The 18,833-nt window shown below is 48.3% G+C and carries 21 protein-coding genes; 9 read left to right on the top strand and 12 right to left on the bottom strand.

From position 1 onward, the window contains the following. Positions 1-66: 66 nt before the first annotated feature. Genes plsX through XMM383_RS00525 form a run of 3 tightly spaced genes read right to left on the bottom strand, consistent with a single transcriptional unit; the run spans position 67 to position 1,808 of the window. The gene (plsX, locus tag XMM383_RS00535; RefSeq protein ID WP_173483199.1) at positions 67-1,080 is read right to left on the bottom strand and encodes a phosphate acyltransferase PlsX; all 1,014 of its coding nucleotides are present in this window, start codon (positions 1,078-1,080) and stop codon (positions 67-69) included. Positions 1,081-1,089: 9 nt separating this feature from the next. Continuing rightward, positions 1,090-1,269, bottom strand: a complete 180-nt coding sequence (gene rpmF, locus XMM383_RS00530) for a 50S ribosomal protein L32 (protein WP_173481603.1) — start codon at positions 1,267-1,269, stop codon at positions 1,090-1,092. A 32-nt stretch (positions 1,270-1,301) separates the two neighbouring features. Beyond that, the gene (locus XMM383_RS00525) at positions 1,302-1,808 is read right to left on the bottom strand and encodes a YceD family protein (protein ID WP_173494328.1); all 507 of its coding nucleotides are present in this window, start codon (positions 1,806-1,808) and stop codon (positions 1,302-1,304) included. 130 nt (positions 1,809-1,938) lie between these two features. Here XMM383_RS00525 and XMM383_RS00520 point away from each other — a divergent pair, with 130 nt between their 5' ends. Beyond that, positions 1,939-2,535, top strand: a complete 597-nt coding sequence (locus XMM383_RS00520) for a nucleoside triphosphate pyrophosphatase (RefSeq protein ID WP_173481605.1) — start codon at positions 1,939-1,941, stop codon at positions 2,533-2,535. Between the two features lie 14 nt (positions 2,536-2,549). On the opposite strand, the gene XMM383_RS00515 is transcribed toward XMM383_RS00520, so the two are convergent. Genes XMM383_RS00515 through XMM383_RS00510 form a run of 3 tightly spaced genes read right to left on the bottom strand, consistent with a single transcriptional unit; the run spans position 2,550 to position 4,254 of the window. Next, a complete protein-coding gene (locus XMM383_RS00515; protein WP_173494327.1) occupies positions 2,550-3,470 on the bottom strand; it encodes a S49 family peptidase in 921 nt (306 codons plus the stop codon). A 12-nt stretch (positions 3,471-3,482) separates the two neighbouring features. Continuing rightward, positions 3,483-3,605: a hypothetical protein gene (locus XMM383_RS11740; RefSeq protein ID WP_256368116.1), complete on the bottom strand. Its 123-nt coding sequence runs from the start codon at positions 3,603-3,605 to the stop codon at positions 3,483-3,485. 1 nt (position 3,606) lies between these two features. Further along, on the bottom strand, positions 3,607-4,254 hold the full coding sequence (locus XMM383_RS00510; protein WP_173481607.1) for an HAD-IA family hydrolase: 648 nt from the start codon (positions 4,252-4,254) through the stop codon (positions 3,607-3,609). Positions 4,255-4,277: 23 nt separating this feature from the next. On the opposite strand from XMM383_RS00510, the gene XMM383_RS00505 reads away from it, so the two are divergent. Further along, positions 4,278-4,904, top strand: a complete 627-nt coding sequence (locus XMM383_RS00505) for a lytic transglycosylase domain-containing protein (RefSeq protein WP_173483201.1) — start codon at positions 4,278-4,280, stop codon at positions 4,902-4,904. Positions 4,905-5,218: 314 nt separating this feature from the next. Here the strand turns inward: XMM383_RS00505 and rraA are convergent, their stop codons facing one another. The 3 genes from rraA to ppsA form a co-directional block, all read right to left on the bottom strand. Beyond that, positions 5,219-5,704 (bottom strand): ribonuclease E activity regulator RraA, encoded by a 486-nt coding sequence (gene rraA, locus XMM383_RS00500; RefSeq protein WP_173481609.1) that lies wholly within the window; start codon positions 5,702-5,704, stop codon positions 5,219-5,221. A gap of 19 nt (positions 5,705-5,723) precedes the next feature. Then, entirely contained in the window at positions 5,724-6,554 is an 831-nt protein-coding gene (locus XMM383_RS11825) for a S1-like domain-containing RNA-binding protein (RefSeq protein WP_173481610.1), read from the bottom strand. 100 nt (positions 6,555-6,654) lie between these two features. Next, entirely contained in the window at positions 6,655-9,024 is a 2,370-nt protein-coding gene (gene ppsA / locus XMM383_RS00490) for a phosphoenolpyruvate synthase (protein ID WP_173484298.1), read from the bottom strand. A gap of 161 nt (positions 9,025-9,185) precedes the next feature. Here ppsA and XMM383_RS00485 point away from each other — a divergent pair, with 161 nt between their 5' ends. From XMM383_RS00485 to XMM383_RS00475, 3 genes are read left to right on the top strand one after another with little or no spacing between them, the layout of a single operon-like run. Then, positions 9,186-10,004, top strand: coding sequence for a pyruvate, water dikinase regulatory protein (locus tag XMM383_RS00485; RefSeq protein ID WP_173481611.1), 819 nt, complete (start codon positions 9,186-9,188; stop codon positions 10,002-10,004). Positions 10,005-10,013: 9 nt separating this feature from the next. Continuing rightward, on the top strand, positions 10,014-10,556 hold the full coding sequence (locus XMM383_RS00480) for a DUF2889 domain-containing protein (RefSeq protein ID WP_173481612.1): 543 nt from the start codon (positions 10,014-10,016) through the stop codon (positions 10,554-10,556). Between the two features lie 5 nt (positions 10,557-10,561). Further along, a complete protein-coding gene (locus XMM383_RS00475; protein WP_173481613.1) occupies positions 10,562-11,113 on the top strand; it encodes a hydrolase in 552 nt (183 codons plus the stop codon). A 58-nt stretch (positions 11,114-11,171) separates the two neighbouring features. On the opposite strand, the gene XMM383_RS00470 is transcribed toward XMM383_RS00475, so the two are convergent. Both XMM383_RS00470 and dsbD read right to left on the bottom strand, forming a co-directional pair. Then, positions 11,172-11,498: a hypothetical protein gene (locus tag XMM383_RS00470; RefSeq protein ID WP_173481614.1), complete on the bottom strand. Its 327-nt coding sequence runs from the start codon at positions 11,496-11,498 to the stop codon at positions 11,172-11,174. A gap of 52 nt (positions 11,499-11,550) precedes the next feature. After that, positions 11,551-13,353 carry a protein-disulfide reductase DsbD gene (dsbD, locus tag XMM383_RS00465; protein WP_371739811.1) on the bottom strand — a complete coding sequence of 601 codons (1,803 nt, stop codon included), beginning with the start codon at positions 13,351-13,353 and terminating at the stop codon, positions 11,551-11,553. Positions 13,354-13,539: 186 nt separating this feature from the next. Here dsbD and XMM383_RS00460 point away from each other — a divergent pair, with 186 nt between their 5' ends. Further along, positions 13,540-14,607 (top strand): 3-deoxy-7-phosphoheptulonate synthase, encoded by a 1,068-nt coding sequence (locus XMM383_RS00460; protein ID WP_173494326.1) that lies wholly within the window; start codon positions 13,540-13,542, stop codon positions 14,605-14,607. 58 nt (positions 14,608-14,665) lie between these two features. Here XMM383_RS00460 and dld read toward each other — a convergent pair whose 3' ends face one another. Beyond that, a complete protein-coding gene (dld, locus tag XMM383_RS00455) occupies positions 14,666-16,387 on the bottom strand; it encodes a D-lactate dehydrogenase (RefSeq protein WP_173481616.1) in 1,722 nt (573 codons plus the stop codon). 194 nt (positions 16,388-16,581) lie between these two features. On the opposite strand from dld, the gene XMM383_RS00450 reads away from it, so the two are divergent. The 3 genes from XMM383_RS00450 to XMM383_RS00440 are packed head-to-tail and all read left to right on the top strand — an operon-like array spanning position 16,582 to position 18,812. After that, positions 16,582-17,523, top strand: coding sequence for a TauD/TfdA family dioxygenase (locus XMM383_RS00450; RefSeq protein WP_173481617.1), 942 nt, complete (start codon positions 16,582-16,584; stop codon positions 17,521-17,523). After that, positions 17,523-18,008, top strand: coding sequence for a MarR family winged helix-turn-helix transcriptional regulator (locus tag XMM383_RS00445; RefSeq protein ID WP_173481618.1), 486 nt, complete (start codon positions 17,523-17,525; stop codon positions 18,006-18,008). The genes XMM383_RS00450 and XMM383_RS00445 overlap by 1 nt, the downstream gene beginning before the upstream one ends. A 15-nt stretch (positions 18,009-18,023) precedes the next feature. After that, on the top strand, positions 18,024-18,812 hold the full coding sequence (locus XMM383_RS00440) for a class II aldolase/adducin family protein (protein WP_173483206.1): 789 nt from the start codon (positions 18,024-18,026) through the stop codon (positions 18,810-18,812). Positions 18,813-18,833: the final 21 nt, after the last annotated feature.

Below are 18,833 nucleotides of genomic sequence, written 5' to 3'. Positions count from 1 at the left end.
GTCGGAGATTAACTCCATAAAAAAACCTAGTGCGGAGTTTACATCATATGAGGAATATCTGAACCCTTAAGGGGAACTGTTTAGATCCTGAGCAACCTGATCCGCCAACTGGTTAGGCAGATCGGCTTTAAGCATATTAAGAGTGTTTTCTAAAGCCGCCTTAAAGTCATTAGCGTTCGCAGCACCATGACTTTTAACGACCAGACCATTCAAACCTAAAAACAGTGCACCATTTCTTTGACCTGAATCGAGCGATTTAGTCAGGGCTGTCAGCATTGGGCTAGCCAGCCATGCGATGACTTTACTGTAGAGTGAACCTGCAAACACCTGGCGCAGTCGATGAGCTAGCAGCTTAGCGACCCCTTCGCTACTCTTTAGGGCCACGTTACCGACCAGACCATCACAGACGATCAAATCCGCTTCACCAACAAACAGATCAGCGCCTTCAACAAAGCCGATGTAGTTCACCTCTGGAAGTTCCGCTATCTGAGCACTCGCTTCACGAAGCGTCTCGTTGCCCTTGGTCTCTTCAGAGCCTACGTTAAGCAGACCAATTTTTGGATCTCTACCTGTTGTAACCCGCACCAAAGCGCGCCCCAACACAGCAAACTGCTTTAGCATCTCTGGGGATGAGTCTAAGTTAGCGCCCAAATCGACGACCTGACACTCGCCTTTCAAGGTCGGCATAGCTGCAGAGATAGCGGGACGATCGATCCCCTGAATCATTCCCAAGGTGCGTCTCGCAAGGGCCATCAAAGCCCCCGTATTGCCAGCACTCACAACGGCACAGGCCGAACCTGATGCGAGCTGATCCAGAGCTAACTGCATTGAGCTGTCCGAGCCTTCACGCAGAGCGGAAATTACCCTCATATCGGCCGTAATAACCGATGAAGCATGCACAAGGCTTAACTGTGAATTAGCGTCTTTAGGAAGATAGGGAGCGATCTGCTCTTGATCACCCACAAGGGTAATCGATAGATCAGGGTGATCTTTAAGAACTGCGAGGGAGGCCTCAACAGTAATACGGGGACCGAAGTCCCCGCCCATTGCATCAACAGCGATGCAATAACTGTGTTGCACGGCTAAGACTTACTCGTCGCCTTTTGCAACAACCTGACGACCGCGGTAGAAACCGTCAGCTGTCATGTGGTGACGACGGTGAGTCTCACCAGTAGTCTGTTCAACTGAAAGAGTTGGGTTGCTAAGTGCATCGTGTGAACGGCGCATATCGCGACGTGAACGAGACTTTTTGTTCTGCTGTACTGCCATGGTTTTTACTCCTGGATCTTACTTTACTAGCGCTACTTCTTAAGGCTCGCTAGCACACTAAATGGATTCGGTTTTTCAATCTGCTCCGCAGGTATCTCATCTTCGCCGAAGGACATTTTTACTGAACAGTCATCATGATAACAGACGGCTGGTAAACTCAGTATCAACTCTTCTCCGACCAAATCTGCAAGATTTACATCATCCTCTAACAGTAGAGGATCATAGTAACGGGGCAAATTCTTGGCCTGCTCTTCGTTTAACACAACGGCTAAACTGAACTCTGCTTCCAATTGCAATGTCACTGGCTCCAAGCAACGTTGACACTGTTGCTGAACTTCAACGTTCGCTTGTCCGGTCACAGTTCTTAGCTTCTGCTCATCAAGGGCAAAAGCCAGTTCTACATTGACATCACCACAGGGACTGACCAGCAAGGAGCAGAGGTGAGGCATAGATTGCAGTGCAATGGTGCCTGTTAAAACTGCTTCCCGCTCGGCAAGTTTCCGAGGGTCGACTTTTTTCGGAAGAGGGCCGTTCGACATAAGCGCGCAATTCTAGGGATCTGAAGCCCAACTGTAAAGGAATATATGCCATTAATTGAGGATATTTGTTAGGTTAGAGCCTCTTTAGCTAACAAAAGCCCAATCTGCACAAAATCGCAGCGGAATATCGATGAAAAGCCACCAATTACCGATCGTTTTAGCCTCAAGCTCAAAATATCGCCGCGAACTACTGTCTCGCATTTTAAATGAGTTTGAACACGCCTCTCCCGACATCGATGAGACGCCAATAGCCGGTGAGTCTCCAGAGGCTTGTGCGGCTCGTTTAGCCCAACTGAAAGCCAAGGCGTTAGCTAAAGAGTTCCCTGCACACTGGATTATAGGGTCTGATCAACTGGCTACGCTTGACCAGCTGATTCTTGGCAAACCTTTAACCAAAGAGAGAGCGATTACCCAGCTCTCTTTGTGCAGCGGTCGGCGTGTCAGCTTTCTAACCTCTTTGGCGCTTTTCAACAGCCAAACTGAGGAGACTAGAGAGTATCTAGAAGAGGTTGTCGTGACCTTTAGAGAACTGTCAGACGCAGAGATCACAGCTTACATTGATCGCGAGCAACCGCTGGACTGCGCAGGCAGTTTTAAATGCGAGGGGTTAGGTATCACTCTGTTTGAGTCGATTGAGAGCAGAGACCCTAATACTCTAATTGGCCTACCACTGATTGGGTTAAACCATCTATTACTAGAAGCGGGCATCAACCCGCTTCTAAAATAGACGCTATTAGCGATCTATTTGAACTGGATAGAGCTCGTTATACCGAGAGTGTTCATAACCTGACTGGCCACCCCAACACCTAGACGCTCTGCCAAGCGTTCAACCGCGTTTGGACGGTAGCTGTAATCAATTAGATGATCGGTATTAAACTGTTCGCGAGCAACAGAGCTAGCACTGCCTAACCCATCAATCAAACCCAATTCAACGGCCTGTTCACCTGTCCAGATTAGTCCAGAGAACAGCTCAGGGTTATCAGCAAGACGATCACCCCTACCCTGCTTCACAGCGTCAATAAACTGTTGGTGAGTAGTATCCAACACAGATTGCCAAAAGCGCTTCTGTTGATCCGAGAGCGGCTGGAAAGGGTCTAGCAGTGCTTTGCTGTCGCCTGCGGTAAGAGCACGGCGTTCAACCCCTAGCTTCTCCATCAAATCGACAAAACCAAATCCACTTGAAATGACCCCAATTGAACCGACCAGGCTGGCTTTATCCGCATAGATAGCGTCCGCGGCACTGGCTAGGTAATAACCGCCACTGGCGCCAATATCGGTAATAACGGCCATCACCGCCTTATCAGGATAGAGTGCACGGAGTCGAACAATCTCATCATAGACGTAACCGGCTTGAACAGGACTACCACCCGGGCTGTTAATACGCACAATAACACCGAGACTGTCAGATGCCTCAAACGCATCGCGCAGAGAGGTGATCAACAGATCAGCACTGGCTTCGCTGCTGTCTGAAATAACGCCACGCACTTGAACCACTGCCACATGTGGCTTAGAGATCTCCTCAATGGAGGCGAACTTCTCACTCCACAGAAAAAAGCCTGCGATACCAAACAGATAGATAAAGGTCAGAGACTTGAAGAAGATGCCCCAACGGCGAGATCGGCGCTGCTCACGGTTGACGTTATCAACCAGCTTTTCAAGCAAGCGCCAGCTTTTTTAATCGGTACTGTCTACAGCAGGCTGATCACTCTTCTCATTAGTTTGCACAACCGTTCCACTAGCCTGCTCAATACTCTCTTTTGAATCACTAGGCTTTTCACCCCAAGGATTGTGTTCCACATTAACTCCTTAACCAATCCACTAACTCATTAAAATGATCAAACACCTGCAACGGTTCAAAGGCATGCAGATCATCCACCTCATGCACCCCATAGCTCATAGCCACTCGATCAATACCCGCACTGCGCGCCATCTCCAAATCATAACTGGTGTCACCAATCATAAGGACTTCGCTAGCATCCAAACCTGTCTCTTCTAGGATCTCATGCAGCATCAAAGGATCTGGCTTGGATGCCGTCTCATCAGCACACTTGGTCAGTTCAAAATGGCCCGCCAACTCTGTATCAGACAGGACGCGATCCAAACCACGGCGGCTTTTTCCAGTCGCGACCGAGAGTCGATAGCCATGCTGTTTGAGTAGCCCCAGTCCATCAAATGCACCGTCAAATAGCGCCGTGGGTGTCTGATCAACCTCTAGATAGTGTTTACTGTAACCCTGCCGAATGAGCTCTCGCGTTGCGGCATCACATTCAGGCATGACTTTAAGAATAGCCTCTGGCAAGCCAAGGCCAATAATATCTCGCACTGACTCATCACTGGGGATTCTTAGACCTAGCTCACGCGTAGCGCCCTGAAAACTGGATACGATACGCGCTTGAGAATCGATTAAAGTTCCATCCCAATCGAAAATAAGTAGCCTATACTTCACGTAAACCTCAAAGTTTGAGCATTATGTATTTAAACAAGCGTCTAACACTGCTGTCGACACTGCTGATAGTCAGCTCAGTCTACAGCACCTCTGCGAAAAGTGAGAGTTCGCAGACCATCTATAAATTTCGCAACGAGTCAGGCGTGCTCTCGTTCAGCGATCGACGCCCTAAACAGACCACTCATTATGAAATACTCAAATTTGACTGTTATGCCTGCCGGTCAAACCCATCAATCGATTGGCACACTGTGCCTCTAAACACTCGAGACTTTCGCAGCATTACACAAATCGCCGCCAACCAAGTCAAGGTTGACGAATCTCTTATTCGCGCCGTGATTCATGCGGAGTCGGCATTCAAAAGCAACGCGCTCTCTTCACAAGGGGCAATGGGTTTGATGCAGCTAATGAAAAAGACAGCACTCTCCCTAGGTGTCGAGAACCGACAGGATCCTAGCGCGAACATCTTTGCCGGGAGCCAATACCTAAAAGAGCAGCTAGAGCAGTTTGGTGACACAAAATTGGCCCTAGCAGCCTACAACGCAGGGCCAACGGCTGTAAAACGTTACCAAGGCATACCACCCTATCCCGAGACAGAGCGCTACATCGAACGTGTAATGATTCTTAAAGCACGCTACGACAAAGCACTCTAGAAAGCATTTAGGCTTAGCTAAAATTTAGGCAATAAAAAACCGCAGGCCGGATAAAGGGGGAGTTCCAGGCTGCGGTCAGCAGTAATAACTGCTCATTTAGAGGCTTTCAAGCTGGTGATTTACCAAATAGGGCTTAAAAAATGCCCTGCTTGTAGAACAGTAGACCCTCTGTGAAGTCTTTTAGTTCCGTGAATCTGTAACTTTTTTTGAAAAAATTTTAAATCTGTTTAAAAACAACAACTTATAAAATAGAAAAAATTACAGCCGCTCAACTAAGAACGGGCTGTGGATAATAGACCTATGCTGGTCAATTTTCAATCAATCGTTAACTCTTTTTCGCTAACCAGCAGACCGTTGTTATCAGCGTAGAGATATTCACCCGGAATGAAATCAACACCGCCAAAACGAAGCGTGACATTTAATTCCCCCGCCCCTTTTTTCTCGGTCTTCAACGGGTGGCAGCCCAACGCTTGAACACCTAGGTCAAGATCACCAATGGCATTCACGTCACGGATACAGCCGTAGATAACAATACCCGACCAGCCATTCTTGACTGCTTTCTCAGCCAGCATGTCACCCAACATCGCGCGACGCATAGAGCCACCGCTATCAACTACCAGCACTCGACCTTCACCAGGTAGCGCAACTTGTTCACGAACCAAGGAGTTATCTTCAAACGCTTTGATCGTCACGATCTTTCCGCTAAAGCGTTCACGACCGCCAAAGTTACCAAACATCGGTTCAAGAATGCGCACATCATCTTCATAGCGATCGCACAGTTCGGGTAGTAGATCTTCCATCGATTTCTCCTGATAGATTTTAAGATTTTAGACGAAGGCCATCCGCTTCAATTTGGATCTTGCCCTCTTTCAACAGCTGACCAATCGCCATTTTGTAGGCTTTTTTACTGCAACCAAAACGGGCATTAATCGCTTCAGGCGGACTCTTATCACCCAGTGGACAGAAGCCGCTGTTCGCCTCCAACTCAGCCAACAGCTTATCGGCAACAGACCCGACTCGTTTATAACCAGGTGGCGTCAGCATAAGGTCAATCTGTCCATCCTCACGAACCTGCTTAACATAGCCCGTCAGACGCTGACCCAATTTCAAATGCTGAGTGAGGTCTTGACGATGGATAAGGCCTTCATAGCGATCATTGATGATGCAGAGCATGCCTAAGTCAGTCATACGCCAGGGCAGCATTTCAACCAGCATCTCTTTGTTTAGGTCGGTTGGGTTGGACTCAAGATAACGATCCGTTTTCATTGAGGCCGCGATACGGTTCGAGTTATCAATGTAGATGAAGACATTCACCCACAGACCTTCCGTCACATCACGCTGCTGCTCTGAGAAAGGCAGCAGCAGATCTTTAGATAGTCCCCAATCCAGGAAAGCACCTATCGGCGTGGTCTCTTTAACACGCAGTCGAGCGAATTGACCCACTTCCGCTTTGGGATGCGCCAAGGTCGCGATCTCTTGATCTTGGGAGTCAAGGTAGACAAACACACGCAGCTTATCGCCAGGCTTAGTACCTTCAGGCACTTCACTTCGAGGGAGCAGTATGCCGCCACCATCACCTGTCTCTAAATAGACACCGTATGGACTCTCTCGCAACACCGTTAATTGATTGCGCTTACCGAGTTCAAACACGCCTCTCTCCCAATATTAAAAACCCTATGATAACCGGTTAGGCCAGAACGAAAAACGGCCAGGGAGTGAATCCTGACCGTTTTTAAGGATTTAGCCTCTTTTAGGCTTTGTCATTCGCCAAGTAGAACCAGGTATCCATGACTGAATCAGGGTTGAGTGACACACTGTCGATACCCTGCTGCATCAACCAACGGGCAAGATCAGGGTGGTCCGAAGGTCCTTGTCCACAGATACCCACATATTTACCCTGCGCCTTACAGGCGGTAATCGCCATCTCAAGAAGACGCTTAACCGCTTCGTTTCGCTCATCGAACAGATGCGCAATAAGGCCCGAATCACGGTCCAAGCCGAGTGTCAGCTGAGTCAGGTCGTTCGAACCAATTGAGAAGCCGTCAAAGTACTCAAGGAACTGGTCAGCGAGTAGTGCGTTGGATGGGATTTCACACATCATGATCAACTTAAGACCGTTCTGTCCGCGCTGAAGCCCATTCTCCGCCAACAGATCTACGACCTGTTTTGCCTCGCCTGGTGTGCGTACGAACGGCACCATGATCTCAACATTGGTTAGACGCATCTCATCACGGACACGTTTCAATGCACGACACTCCAGCTCAAAACAGTCACGGAAGTCTTCAGAGATGTAGCGAGCAGCACCACGGAAACCTAGCATTGGGTTCTCTTCATGCGGTTCGAACGATTGACCACCGATCAGGTGACCGTACTCATTAGATTTGAAGTCCGACATACGAACGATCACTTTCTTAGGGTAGAAAGCGGCCGCAAGCGTTGAGATACCCTCAGTCAATTTATCAACGTAGAAATCAACAGGCGATTTGTAACCTGCGATGCGGCGTTCAATAACCTGACGCACATCACGTGGTTGCTCCTCTAGATTAATCAACGCTTTCGGGTGAACACCAATCATTCGGTTGATAATGAACTCTAAACGCGCCAGACCAACACCAGCATTCGGCAGTGATTGGAAGTCAAAGGCACGGTCTGGGTTACCCACGTTCATCATAATGTCGAACGGCAGCGATGGCATCTGTTCAACATTGTTTGTAGTGTGTTCAAAGTCTAGACAACCCGCGTAGACGTAGCCTGTATCACCTTCTGCACAGCTAACAGTCACCTCTTGGCCGTCAGTCAGTGCAGAGGTTGCATCACCACAGCCCACGATAGCAGGAATACCTAACTCACGTGCAATGATCGCCGCGTGACAGGTACGACCACCACGGTTCGTTACGATCGCTGATGCACGTTTCATAACCGGCTCCCAATCTGGGTCGGTCATATCCGTTACCAACACATCACCATCCTGAACGGTGTGCATCTCATCAAGTGACTTAACAAGACGAACAACACCGGCGCCAATTCGGTGACCAATCGAACGACCTTCAACGAGGACCTGACCCTTCTCTTTCATCAGGTAGCGTTCGATCACGGTTTTTTGTGTCTGACTGCGAACCGTTTCTGGACGAGCCTGAACGATGTAAAGCTGACCATCATCCCCATCACGAGCCCACTCGACATCCATTGGACGGCCGTAGTGGTTCTCAATGATGACGGCAATGCGCGCCAACTCTTCTACCTCTTCATCCGTCACACAGAAACGGTTGCGATCCGCATAAGAGACATCGACCGTCTCTACCGCCTTACCCGCACTGTGCTCATCCGTGTAGATCATCTTGATCGCTTTAGAGCCCATGGTACGACGAAGAATCGCAGGAGCGTTCTGCTTTAGAGTGGGTTTGTAGACGTAGAACTCATCAGGGTTAACTGCGCCCTGAACAACGGTTTCGCCCAAACCGTACGCGGCGGTGATGAAGACAACGTGCTGGAAACCTGATTCTGTGTCCAATGAGAAGAGAACGCCCGATGCGCCGGTCTCACTGCGAACCATGCGTTGAATACCCGCAGATAGCGCTACTTCAGCGTGAGTAAATCCTTTGTGAACTCGGTAAGAGATGGCGCGATCGTTATATAGGGAAGCAAACACCTCTTTGATCGCGTGTTTAACATTATCTAGGCCTTTAATATTTAGGAAGGTCTCTTGCTGGCCAGCAAAAGAGGCATCTGGCAAATCTTCTGCAGTCGCCGATGAGCGCACTGCGACACTGATCTCAGCTTGGCCATCCAACATCTCTGCGTAAGCTGTTTCGATCGCAGCATCCAATTCAGGTTGAAAATCCGCATCCATAATCCACTGACGAATCTGACCGCCAGTTTCCGCCAATGCACGCGTATCATCTGCATCCAGCTCATCAAGACGTGCATTAATACGATCCGCCAAACCACCATAGGCTAGGAACTCTCGATACGCTTCGGCAGTCGTGGCAAAGCCACCCGGTACACGCACACCGGCTTCACTCAATTGACTGATCATTTCACCAAGAGAGGCATTCTTACCACCTACTTTTTCCACATCGGTCATGCGCGCCTGATCAAGACGAATCACGTATTCTGTCAAAGCACTATCTCCTAAACTTTGGTCGTTAAACTGAGTATTTACTACCCAATACACGCCATACTAGAGGAAGAAAAGAGAAATAAAACCCCCTTTTAAAAATGTAATTTCGCTACAAAAACTCTAGTATAGGGCATTGAATTTAGTCGAATTGAGTATCCAAAATGAAGCGCACCGCTTTCTTTATATCGGACGGAACCGGCATCACAGCTGAAGTTCTTGGTAACAGTCTGCTTAGCCAATTTGAGTCGGTAGAGTTTGAAGAGATCACCCTTCCCTACATCGATACACCCGAAAAGGTCGAAGCCGTTATTCAACGCATTAACGAAACAGGCAAACAAGACGGACATCGTCCAATTGTGTTCGATACCTTTGTTAATGCAGAGTACCGCGCAATGATCGCTGATGCTGAGTCCTACAACATCGACATCTTCTCGACCTTTTTAAAACCGCTTGAATCCGAGCTCGATACCGCATCGACCTACACGGTTGGTAAATCACACGCGATTAACCAAATTGATCGCTACAAGGCCCGTATCGATTCGGTTAACTTTGCGTTGGATAACGATGACGGCGCCAGAACTCAGCAGTACAAAGAGGCTGACATTATCCTAGTAGGTGTCTCCCGTTGCGGTAAAACACCCACCTGCCTCTACATGGCACTGCAGTACGGTATTCGCGCCGCCAACTACCCACTGACCGAAGAGGATATGGGCGGTGAAGATCTACCCGATATTCTTAAGCAGCACCGTGAAAAGCTGTATGGATTGACCATCGATCCGTTCCAGCTTGCCGCGATTCGTAATGAGAGACGCCCAAACAGCCGATACTCGTCACTCGACCAATGCGATCTTGAGACTCGCACGGCTGAGCGCTATTTCCGCCAGAACAATATGCAATCGATCAATACCACCAACTTCTCGATTGAAGAGATCAGTACACGCATCATGGCCGATGCTAATCTCAATCGACGCATTGTTTAGGAGCCTATCATGCCACTACCCACACCGGCTGCGAGGACGCATCGCCATACACGACAGGTCACCTGCACTGGCTATCAGCGTGAAGATGGGCTTTGGGATATTGAAGGCCATCTCGTCGATACCAAAGCTGATGAGATGCCATTAAGTGAATTTATCTTAAAAGCGGGCGACCCACTGCACGATATGGCGATCCGCCTGACTGTTGATCTTGATCTGAACATACACGCCGTTGAAACCACGATGGATGCCACCCCCTACACAATGTGTCCAGGTATCGCACCGGTATATAAACAGTTAGAGGGAGAGTCGATTAGACCCGGCTTTACCAAAAAGGTGAGAGATCTGTTTGGCGGCATTCAAGGCTGTACACACCTGGTTGAGCTATTAGGTCCAGTAGCGACAACGGCCATACAAGTCACCTTTCAAGAGCGCCATCGATTAGCAAAAAGCACGGCTGAATCACCGGTTTCCGCGCAACTCAACAGCTGCCACACCTACGCTGAAGACTCGCCTGTCGTCGAACAATATTGGCCCGAACTCTATAAAGGTTAACCAGTATGGCACTGATCGACAGAGATAACTGCACGCTATTCGTAATTGATGTTCAGGGGAGGTTGCTACCGGCTGTGCAATCACCAGAACAGACCCTCGCTAATACCGTCGCACTGGTTGAGGTGGCGCAACTTCTTGAGATACCCATCGCCTACTCTGAACAGTATCCACAAGGTCTTGGAGCCACTGAAGAGTCGCTACTATCGCTTCTTGAAGGTAAGGCTGAGCGGTTCGAAAAACAGAGCTTTTCATGCGTAAGTGAACCACAGATAAAAACCGCGTTGAATCAGTGGGAGCGCAAACAGATCATCATTGCAGGCATGGAGACACATGTCTGTGTTCTTCAAACAGTCTTAGAACTTAGTGAAATGGGATTTCAGGTTTTTGTGGTCGAAGACGCTGTCAGTTCACGAAAGGCCGAGGATAAAGTGCTGGCTCTTAAGCGAATGCAACAAAACCAAGTGACCCTGGTTTCAAAAGAGATGGTGATGTTTGAGTGGTTAAAGCGTGCCGATCATCCTAAGTTTAAAGAGATCAGTAGAGAGTTCATTCGATAGATAGCTAGAAACAGAAGAGCCAGCTATTTGCTGGCTCTTTAGCAACTAAAATTAATGACTACTCTTGTGGGAACTTGTAGTAGGTCTTGTTGAGGTAAGCCGTAACATCGGCAACCTCTTCCGGGAACCAGCCGACATTCATCTTGTCGTTACAGCCCTGAACCCAGGCCTGTTCAAGATTTTTATAGCTCGAAGCCATACGGTCTGAACGAGTGTAAAAGGCAGGTTCGTGACAGGTTGCGCAGGTCACATCATCACGCATTTCGCCGTTAATCTCTCGCTCAAAATAGGTTTCATCATAAAGCTCCTTGCCGTTATCCGCGTCGGCAGCAAGTGCTACGACAGGGGTCAACAGAAGGGCTGCAAACAGAGTACTTTTTTTCATTTTCATCACTCCAAAGAGCAGGACAATTGTCTTGCCTAAGCTCAGTTATTGCTTAAAGTTGATTGCTCATTTGTAAAAACTGTTCTGGCGAGGGTACACCCACCAGAGTTAACTCTTTTCGATACTGACCAAGTCCATCATAAAAGATAAGCGTTGGCGGACCAAGTACTTCATAGCGCTTTGTAAGCTGCTTCGACGCTTCATCATTAGCCGTCACATCTACTTTTACCAGCAACATTTGCGCCATCCTGTTCTGAACGGCTGAGTCAGCGAAAGTGACGTAATCCAGCTCCTTACAGGAGACACACCAATCCGCGTAGTAATCCAGTAAAACAGCCTGTCCTCTCGATTTAGCCAGGCTCAATTGAGCGTCTAAATCGGTTGGATTGGTCACGGTTACAAACTCAATCTTCGCTGCAGTCGTGGCTTCACTTGTCGATACGAGGCCTTTCAATGGGTAGATCAAACTCTTACCACCGGACAGAAGTCCTAGAGTTAAAGAGGCACCGTAAACGAGCAGGATAACCCCTACCCCTTTGGCGATCTTCTTAACACCATGAACTTCTGAGGCGTGGCTTTCAAAGACACCCATAAAGACAGAGGTGATGATTAGGATCAGCGCGACCAATCCCATCGTCACCTCAACCGGCACGATGCGATCTAACATCCAAACCGCCATCAAAAGAAGAACGACACCAAAACCGGCTTTGACACTCTCCATCCAAAGACCCGCACGTGGCATGTACTTGGCTGCAGAGGTGCCGATCAATATCAGAGGAATACCCATACCAATCGACAGTGAGAATAGTGCTAACCCGCCAATAACAGGATCACCCGTTTGACCAATATAGATCAAAGCGCCCGCCAACGGAGCAGCCATACAGGGACCCACAATCAGTGCAGAGAGGAAGCCCATAACAGCCACACCAACATAACTGCCACCTTTCTGTTTATCAGAATTGCGACTCAACCAGGTTTGAACAGAGGACGGCATCTGCAGCTCGTAAAAGCCAAACATAGAGCCTGCCAACAGCACAAACAGAAGACTGAAGAGAGCAATTACTGCAGGAGCCTGAAGTGCCGCTTGCAGATTCGCTCCAAACACTCCTGCCAGCACCCCAGCGATTGTGTAGGTCACCGCCATAGCCAGCACATAGATGATCGACAAGGCTAAACCATGCTTGGCATTAGTGTTGTGACCATGACCGGCAATAATGCCCGACAGAATGGGAATCATCGGAAATACACAGGGCGTCAACGACAGAGCCAAACCCGCTAAAAAGAAGACGCCAATCAAAGTCCAAGAGGAGCTACCTGATAGGGTTTGTAAGAACTGATCCTGCTCACTGACAATCTCTGTCGTAGTTGCGTCAGCTGAAGCTGTTTTTGCAGCCTGTGAAGCCTCCGCTAGACCAGTATAGGCAACCACACCAGTCACCGGTGGATAACAGATCCCCCCTTCCCAGCAACCTTGGTAGCTGACATCAAATTGACCGTCAGCCGCTGCAGTGGTTTGACGCGCCAGCTCAACGGTCACCTCAGCGCGATCATGAAACACCTCTACAACACCAAAGACAGGATCCTCTTTAGTATCAGTCGCTGAATCCGTTCGGCTAACTTGGCTAACCCCTTCTGGAAGGGTTAGTTCGATTCGATCTTGGTAGAGGTAGTAACGAGGTTCAATATCCCATACCAATAGAAAGCGATTAGCATCTAGCTGCTGAGCACTGAATTTAAACGCCTGTTCAACCTCTAACGGCTCATCACTGTTACCACCAAACAGAGACGCATTAGCGCCTGACAGTGACAATATGAACGCCATTAACAGGCTGAGTGTGAATTTGATAGAACGCACAAAGTCCTCGCATTAAAACTTATCTATCGCAATAACGAAGATTTAAATTACACAGTTAGAGCTATTATTCCGTTTTGTCGGTCATAGATCACTAAAATTCGTATTTTATACTGACAGAGCCCTTAAACCTGACCATTGACTGTGTTACAAACGCTCTTCTTTCAAAGGATTATTCGGATTTAACCCATGAGCGATACTCGTATTGACGATTTAAACGTCGAATCAAATGACCCACTGGTCACGCCCAACCAGCTTAAAAAAGAGTTACCTCTGTCTGATAAAGCTGCCGCGAGCGTGATGGCCGGCCGCAACACCATCAAACAGATTCTTAAGCGCGAAGATAAGCGCCTGTTCATCGTGGTAGGTCCTTGCTCTATTCACGATCCAGAAGCCGCGATCGAATATGGTCGTCGCCTATTGAAGTTGCAAGAGCAGGTGAAAGATTCACTCTACCTAGTGATGCGAGTCTATTTTGAAAAACCACGTACCACCGTCGGTTGGAAAGGGTTGATCAACGACCCTCATATGAACGACAGCTTTGAGATTGAAGAGGGTCTTCGCATTGGTCGTAAGTTGCTGCTTGATCTAGCTGAGATGGGCCTTCCTCTGGCGACTGAAGCATTGGATCCAATCTCACCACAGTACATGCAGGACCTTATTACTTGGTCAGCCATTGGCGCGCGTACCACTGAATCGCAAACTCACCGTGAAATGTCCTCAGGCCTATCTGGCGCCGTTGGCTTTAAAAACGGAACTGACGGAAGCTTAGATGTTGCTATTAATGCGATGCAATCGGTCAGCCACCCTCACAGTTTCTTGGGGATCAACTCAGAAGGTCAGGTATCCATTGTCCGCACTCGTGGTAACCAATACAGTCATGTCGTACTTCGTGGTGGTGCGGGACGTGCCAACTACGACACCGTCAGCGTCAATCTAACAGAACAAGCGTTAGAGAAAGCGAAGCTGCCACAGAACATTATGATCGACTGTAGCCACGCTAACTCAAACAAAGATCACAACCGCCAGCCGCTAGTGGCTAAGGATGCAATGCATCAGATTGTTCAGGGTAACCGCTCAATCATCGGTCTTATGATCGAGTCGCACATTAATGAGGGCAACCAGTCGATCCCTTCAGATCTCAATGAATTGAAATACGGTGTCTCGGTGACGGATGCCTGTATCAACTGGGAGACGACCGAAAGCTCACTGATTGAGATGAATGATCAGCTTGCTGAGATTCTAAAAACTCGATAAGCATCGATCGGATACAAAAAAGGGAAGCCATTAGGCTTCCCTTTTTCAATTCAACGGATCAGTGATGATCGCTGCCACAACCACAGGATGACTCACCCCAGTACTTCAACTTACTGGTTTGACCAATACCTGCGTTGAATCCATTGGTTGGATCCAGACTGCGGTAGAACTCTTTAAGCGCCTCTTTCGCAGCGTATTCATGACCAACGTTATGTTCCGCTGGGTATTCAGCACCACGCGCATCAAAGGTATCCAAAATCTGGTTCTTAACCGCTTTGGCATCAACACCGGGCTTCATGATGTAGTTCTGGTGCATGACGTGACAGAAGAAGTGACCATAGTAGACCTTAACGGCAATTTGATCCGCTAGCTCTTGTGGCAGCGTTTCAAACCAGTCGCGCTCATTACGCGGGAAGGCCACATCGATGGTCATAACCGCACCTAGTTTGTCGCCTTCCATGATCTTGTTACGTCCAATCGCACCACCCGCGACAAAACGGTGCAGAATCGCCTGCTCTGCTTCGCGCTCAGTACACTCGAAATACTCACCCTCATTCGTTTTAAAGAACTCATTAAGGTAAGCGCGCATCTCATCGACACACTCATTGCCTGTTTCGAGAATCCAGTGGTGTTCAAAGCGATCACGATACTCTTCCATGCTAGCCGGCAGATGATTTGGCCATAGGTAGCTCATCCACTGCAGCATCTTGTCCGAGAAGTTTTTCGGTAAAAAGCCTAGCTTATTGGTCCAACGATCAACCGTGCGTTTAATCGCGAACATCTTAGGCATGTAGGAAGCACCGAGTTTGTCGATCACGATGAACGAATCTTTACCGTACTTCTTAGAGACGTCATAACAGGTACGGTGAATGTACTCACCGGCGATAGGCAGATTCTTAAAGGTCGACAAGATATCGCGACGCATCTGCTCCATAACCGCAGGGTCATTAGTACCAACGTAGAACACCTGCTGTTTCTTTGGAATCTCGAAGGTATCCATACGCACAGCAAAGACGGCCAATTTACCGGCACAACCAGACGCTTCGTGCAGACGACGACCATCATTGTTGTAGCGAGAGGGTGTCTCAGCATCAATATCACGAATACGATCGTTGTACTCGTTATCGGAACCCAGCAGATCTGGGTACTGGACATCATCAGCGCGATAACGCTCGTACTGAAGATTTTCGAGCATCTCCTCAGGTGTATCACCCAAGTTGATTCCTAGATTGTTCACCAACTCCAACTCACCGTCGGCATTGATCTGAGCAAAGATAGACATCTCTGTGTAAGCAGGACCACGCTGAACCAGCGCACCGCCAGAGTTGTTACAGATACCGCCAACAATTGACGCACCGATACAAGAGGAACCGATAACAGAGTGAGGCTCACGACCGTATGGACGCAGGCGATCTTCCAGACCAAAGAGCGTTGAACCCGCAAGACCAACAATCTGTTTGCCCTGATCAATCAGGTGAATAGAGTCGATGCGCATGGTGCTGATGATCACGATAGGACGATCGTAATCGTCACCATTGGGAGTAGAGCCACCGGTCAAACCGGTATTCGCGGCCTGCATAATGACAATCACATCCGCTTTGACACAGGCTTGCAGACAGTGCCAAACCTCAACCAAGGTTCCAGGACGAACGACAGCTAATGCACTACCACCACCCAGACGAAAACCGGTAGCGTAAGGCGCCACACGATCAGATTCGGTTATTGCGTACTTCTTACCAACAATGGTTTGTAACTGCGAAATAAGTGCCTGAGTCGACATTATTCAAAGCCTCTATCTTGAAATCAGATGCGGATTATAGCGGATCCTGCGGGGAATTAAATTTAGCTTTCGCAATGCACAAAAAAAGAGATCACTTTTATCTGCCCTCATTATGTAAAAACCAAAAAGTTGACATATCAACTTTTTGGATCTATTGTTCATTTCACAATAAATAACACCATCGGAGAGAAGCAATGAGTTCAATGGATACCGATCTAATTCATGACGATCAGCCTTACAAAAACCACCCATATCAAGGTAAACAGATCAAAACACTACCCCTGGCTTCATCGATGGGCGCCGAGGTGCTGGATGTTCAATTAAAAGATCTTGATGACGAAGCCTTTGAGGAGCTCAAAGAGGCGCTTTGGCACCACAAGATGATCTTCTTGCGTAAGCAGAATCTCTCCCCTGCTGATCAGTTGGAGTTTACAAAGCGCTTTGGCGAGTTAGGTACCGATGCTTACACCACAGGTCTTCCTGGCTTCCCAGATGTACAACCTGTTATCAAAGAGGCTGATACCAAATCTAAAATCATCTTTGGCGGTGGCCACCATACCGATTCAGCCTTTCTAGAAAGACCACCATCAATCAGTGTACTTCACGGCATCGAAATTCCACCCTATGGTGGTGATACCATCTGGTACAACTCAGTGATGGCGTATGAGAGCCTGTCTGCTGGCATGAAAAAGATGCTAGCGCCGCTAAAGGTTCATATGGCTGCTGACCGCGTTATAGGCTCGATGAAAAAAGTGGTTGAACAGACAAAGAATATGACTTCAATGACCGATATCGAGTTAGAAATTGATATCGACGCGATGATGCGCGGAAACTTCCATCCGATGGTTCGCAAGCATCCAGAATCTGGTCAAGTGTCACTCTATGTTGATGGTGTCTACTCAGTCAATATCGAGGGAATGGAGCGCCGCGAGTCAGAACCTCTGCTTAAATTCCTACACGAGCACGCAACGCAAGAGTTCTTCTGTTGTCGTTTACGCTGGGAAGAGGATACTGTCGCCATTTGGGACAACCGCATCTGTCTTCACCGCGCGTTTAATGATTACGATGGGTTCCGTCGTGAACTGCATCGCACAACAGTCATGGGCGAAAAACCTCAGGCTGCGTTTGAAAGTTAATGTCAGATAAATTGGACATTATTCGACACAGAGAGGGGCATGAAGTTCTCGACTATGATCGATACCTTCAACACCTTATCTCTGTGATCGCCAATAGGCTGACAAGCTACTCATCAAGCCAGTACCTATCGCAATTTGGTTTGGGCTCAGTTGAGATGCGGGTTCTCGCATCTCTGGCTTATCAGCCAAACCAAAAGGCAGCTGAAGTCTGCTCCCTGATCAGCATAGATAAGGCAGCGGCCAGTCGAGCCATGGCTAAACTGGACTCACAAAATCTGCTCATTGGTGAAACAGCCACACCCAAAGGCAAGCAAAAACGCTGGTCACTTAGTGAAAAGGGTTGGGCACTACATCAACGCTTCTTGGACGTGGTGCTTGATCGTCATGAGAGAGTCGTAAAAGAGATTGATGAGAGTGAATTAGTTCAATTTGTTGGGACCCTTCACAAATTGATTAAAAATATTGAAACGCTCGACACCGAATAAATAAAAGGACAGAACATGAGTAACGATCCAAGATTTCAGGTAGATCTACCCGATGCACCTGAAGGAATGAGTGACACTGAATGGCAAGCCCGCCTTCAACTCGCAGCGACCTACAGAATGGTTGATCACTTTGGCTGGACATTCATTGTCTACAACCATATCAGCCTGCGTATTCCTGGAACTGATGAGTTTTTAATCAACCCGTTCGGGGTTCGTTATGATGAAATGCGCGCATCAGACCTGATTAAGATCGATATTGATGGTAACGCCCTTTCTGAAAGTGAGTGGAACGTCAACAAAGCAGGCTACACCATTCACTCAACGATTCATAAAGCCCGCCCTGATCTGCACTGTATATTACATACACACGAGCCAGTTTCGCAGTCACTGTGCGCGCTGGATTCACCATTAATTCCTGTTACGCAAGAGGGTTGTCAGTTCTTCGAACGCACTGGCTATCATGACTTTGAAGGGATCGTTCTGGATGGCTCTGAGGGGCCGCGACTAGCGGCGGCAATGGGTGAAACCAACCACACGCTTGTTCTCAAGAACCACGGTCTTCTCACAGCAGGCCCAACTTGTACCTGGGCCTTTGTAAGACACTTTGCTTTCATTAGAAATGCAGAGGTGCAATTGGCTGCTATGGCAGCAGGCAACCTGAACCCAATTGATGAAGAGATCATTCGAAAAACTCGTCATCAGTTCGAAGGCGGCGAAGCTCAAGCCAATGCAAAAGTTAGACACCCTGAGTGGCCGGCGTTGATCCGTTTGATCGATCAGAAAGATCCTAGCTGGAAACTGTAAAAGAAAAAGCCCTCTGACAAG

The organism is Marinobacterium sp. xm-m-383 (genome assembly GCF_013283255.1).
In the GTDB taxonomy this organism is placed as follows: domain Bacteria; phylum Pseudomonadota; class Gammaproteobacteria; order Pseudomonadales; family Balneatricaceae; genus Marinobacterium_E.
The sequence above is the reverse complement of the archived record's forward strand: the minus strand, read 5'-3'. Positions and strand labels throughout refer to the sequence as shown.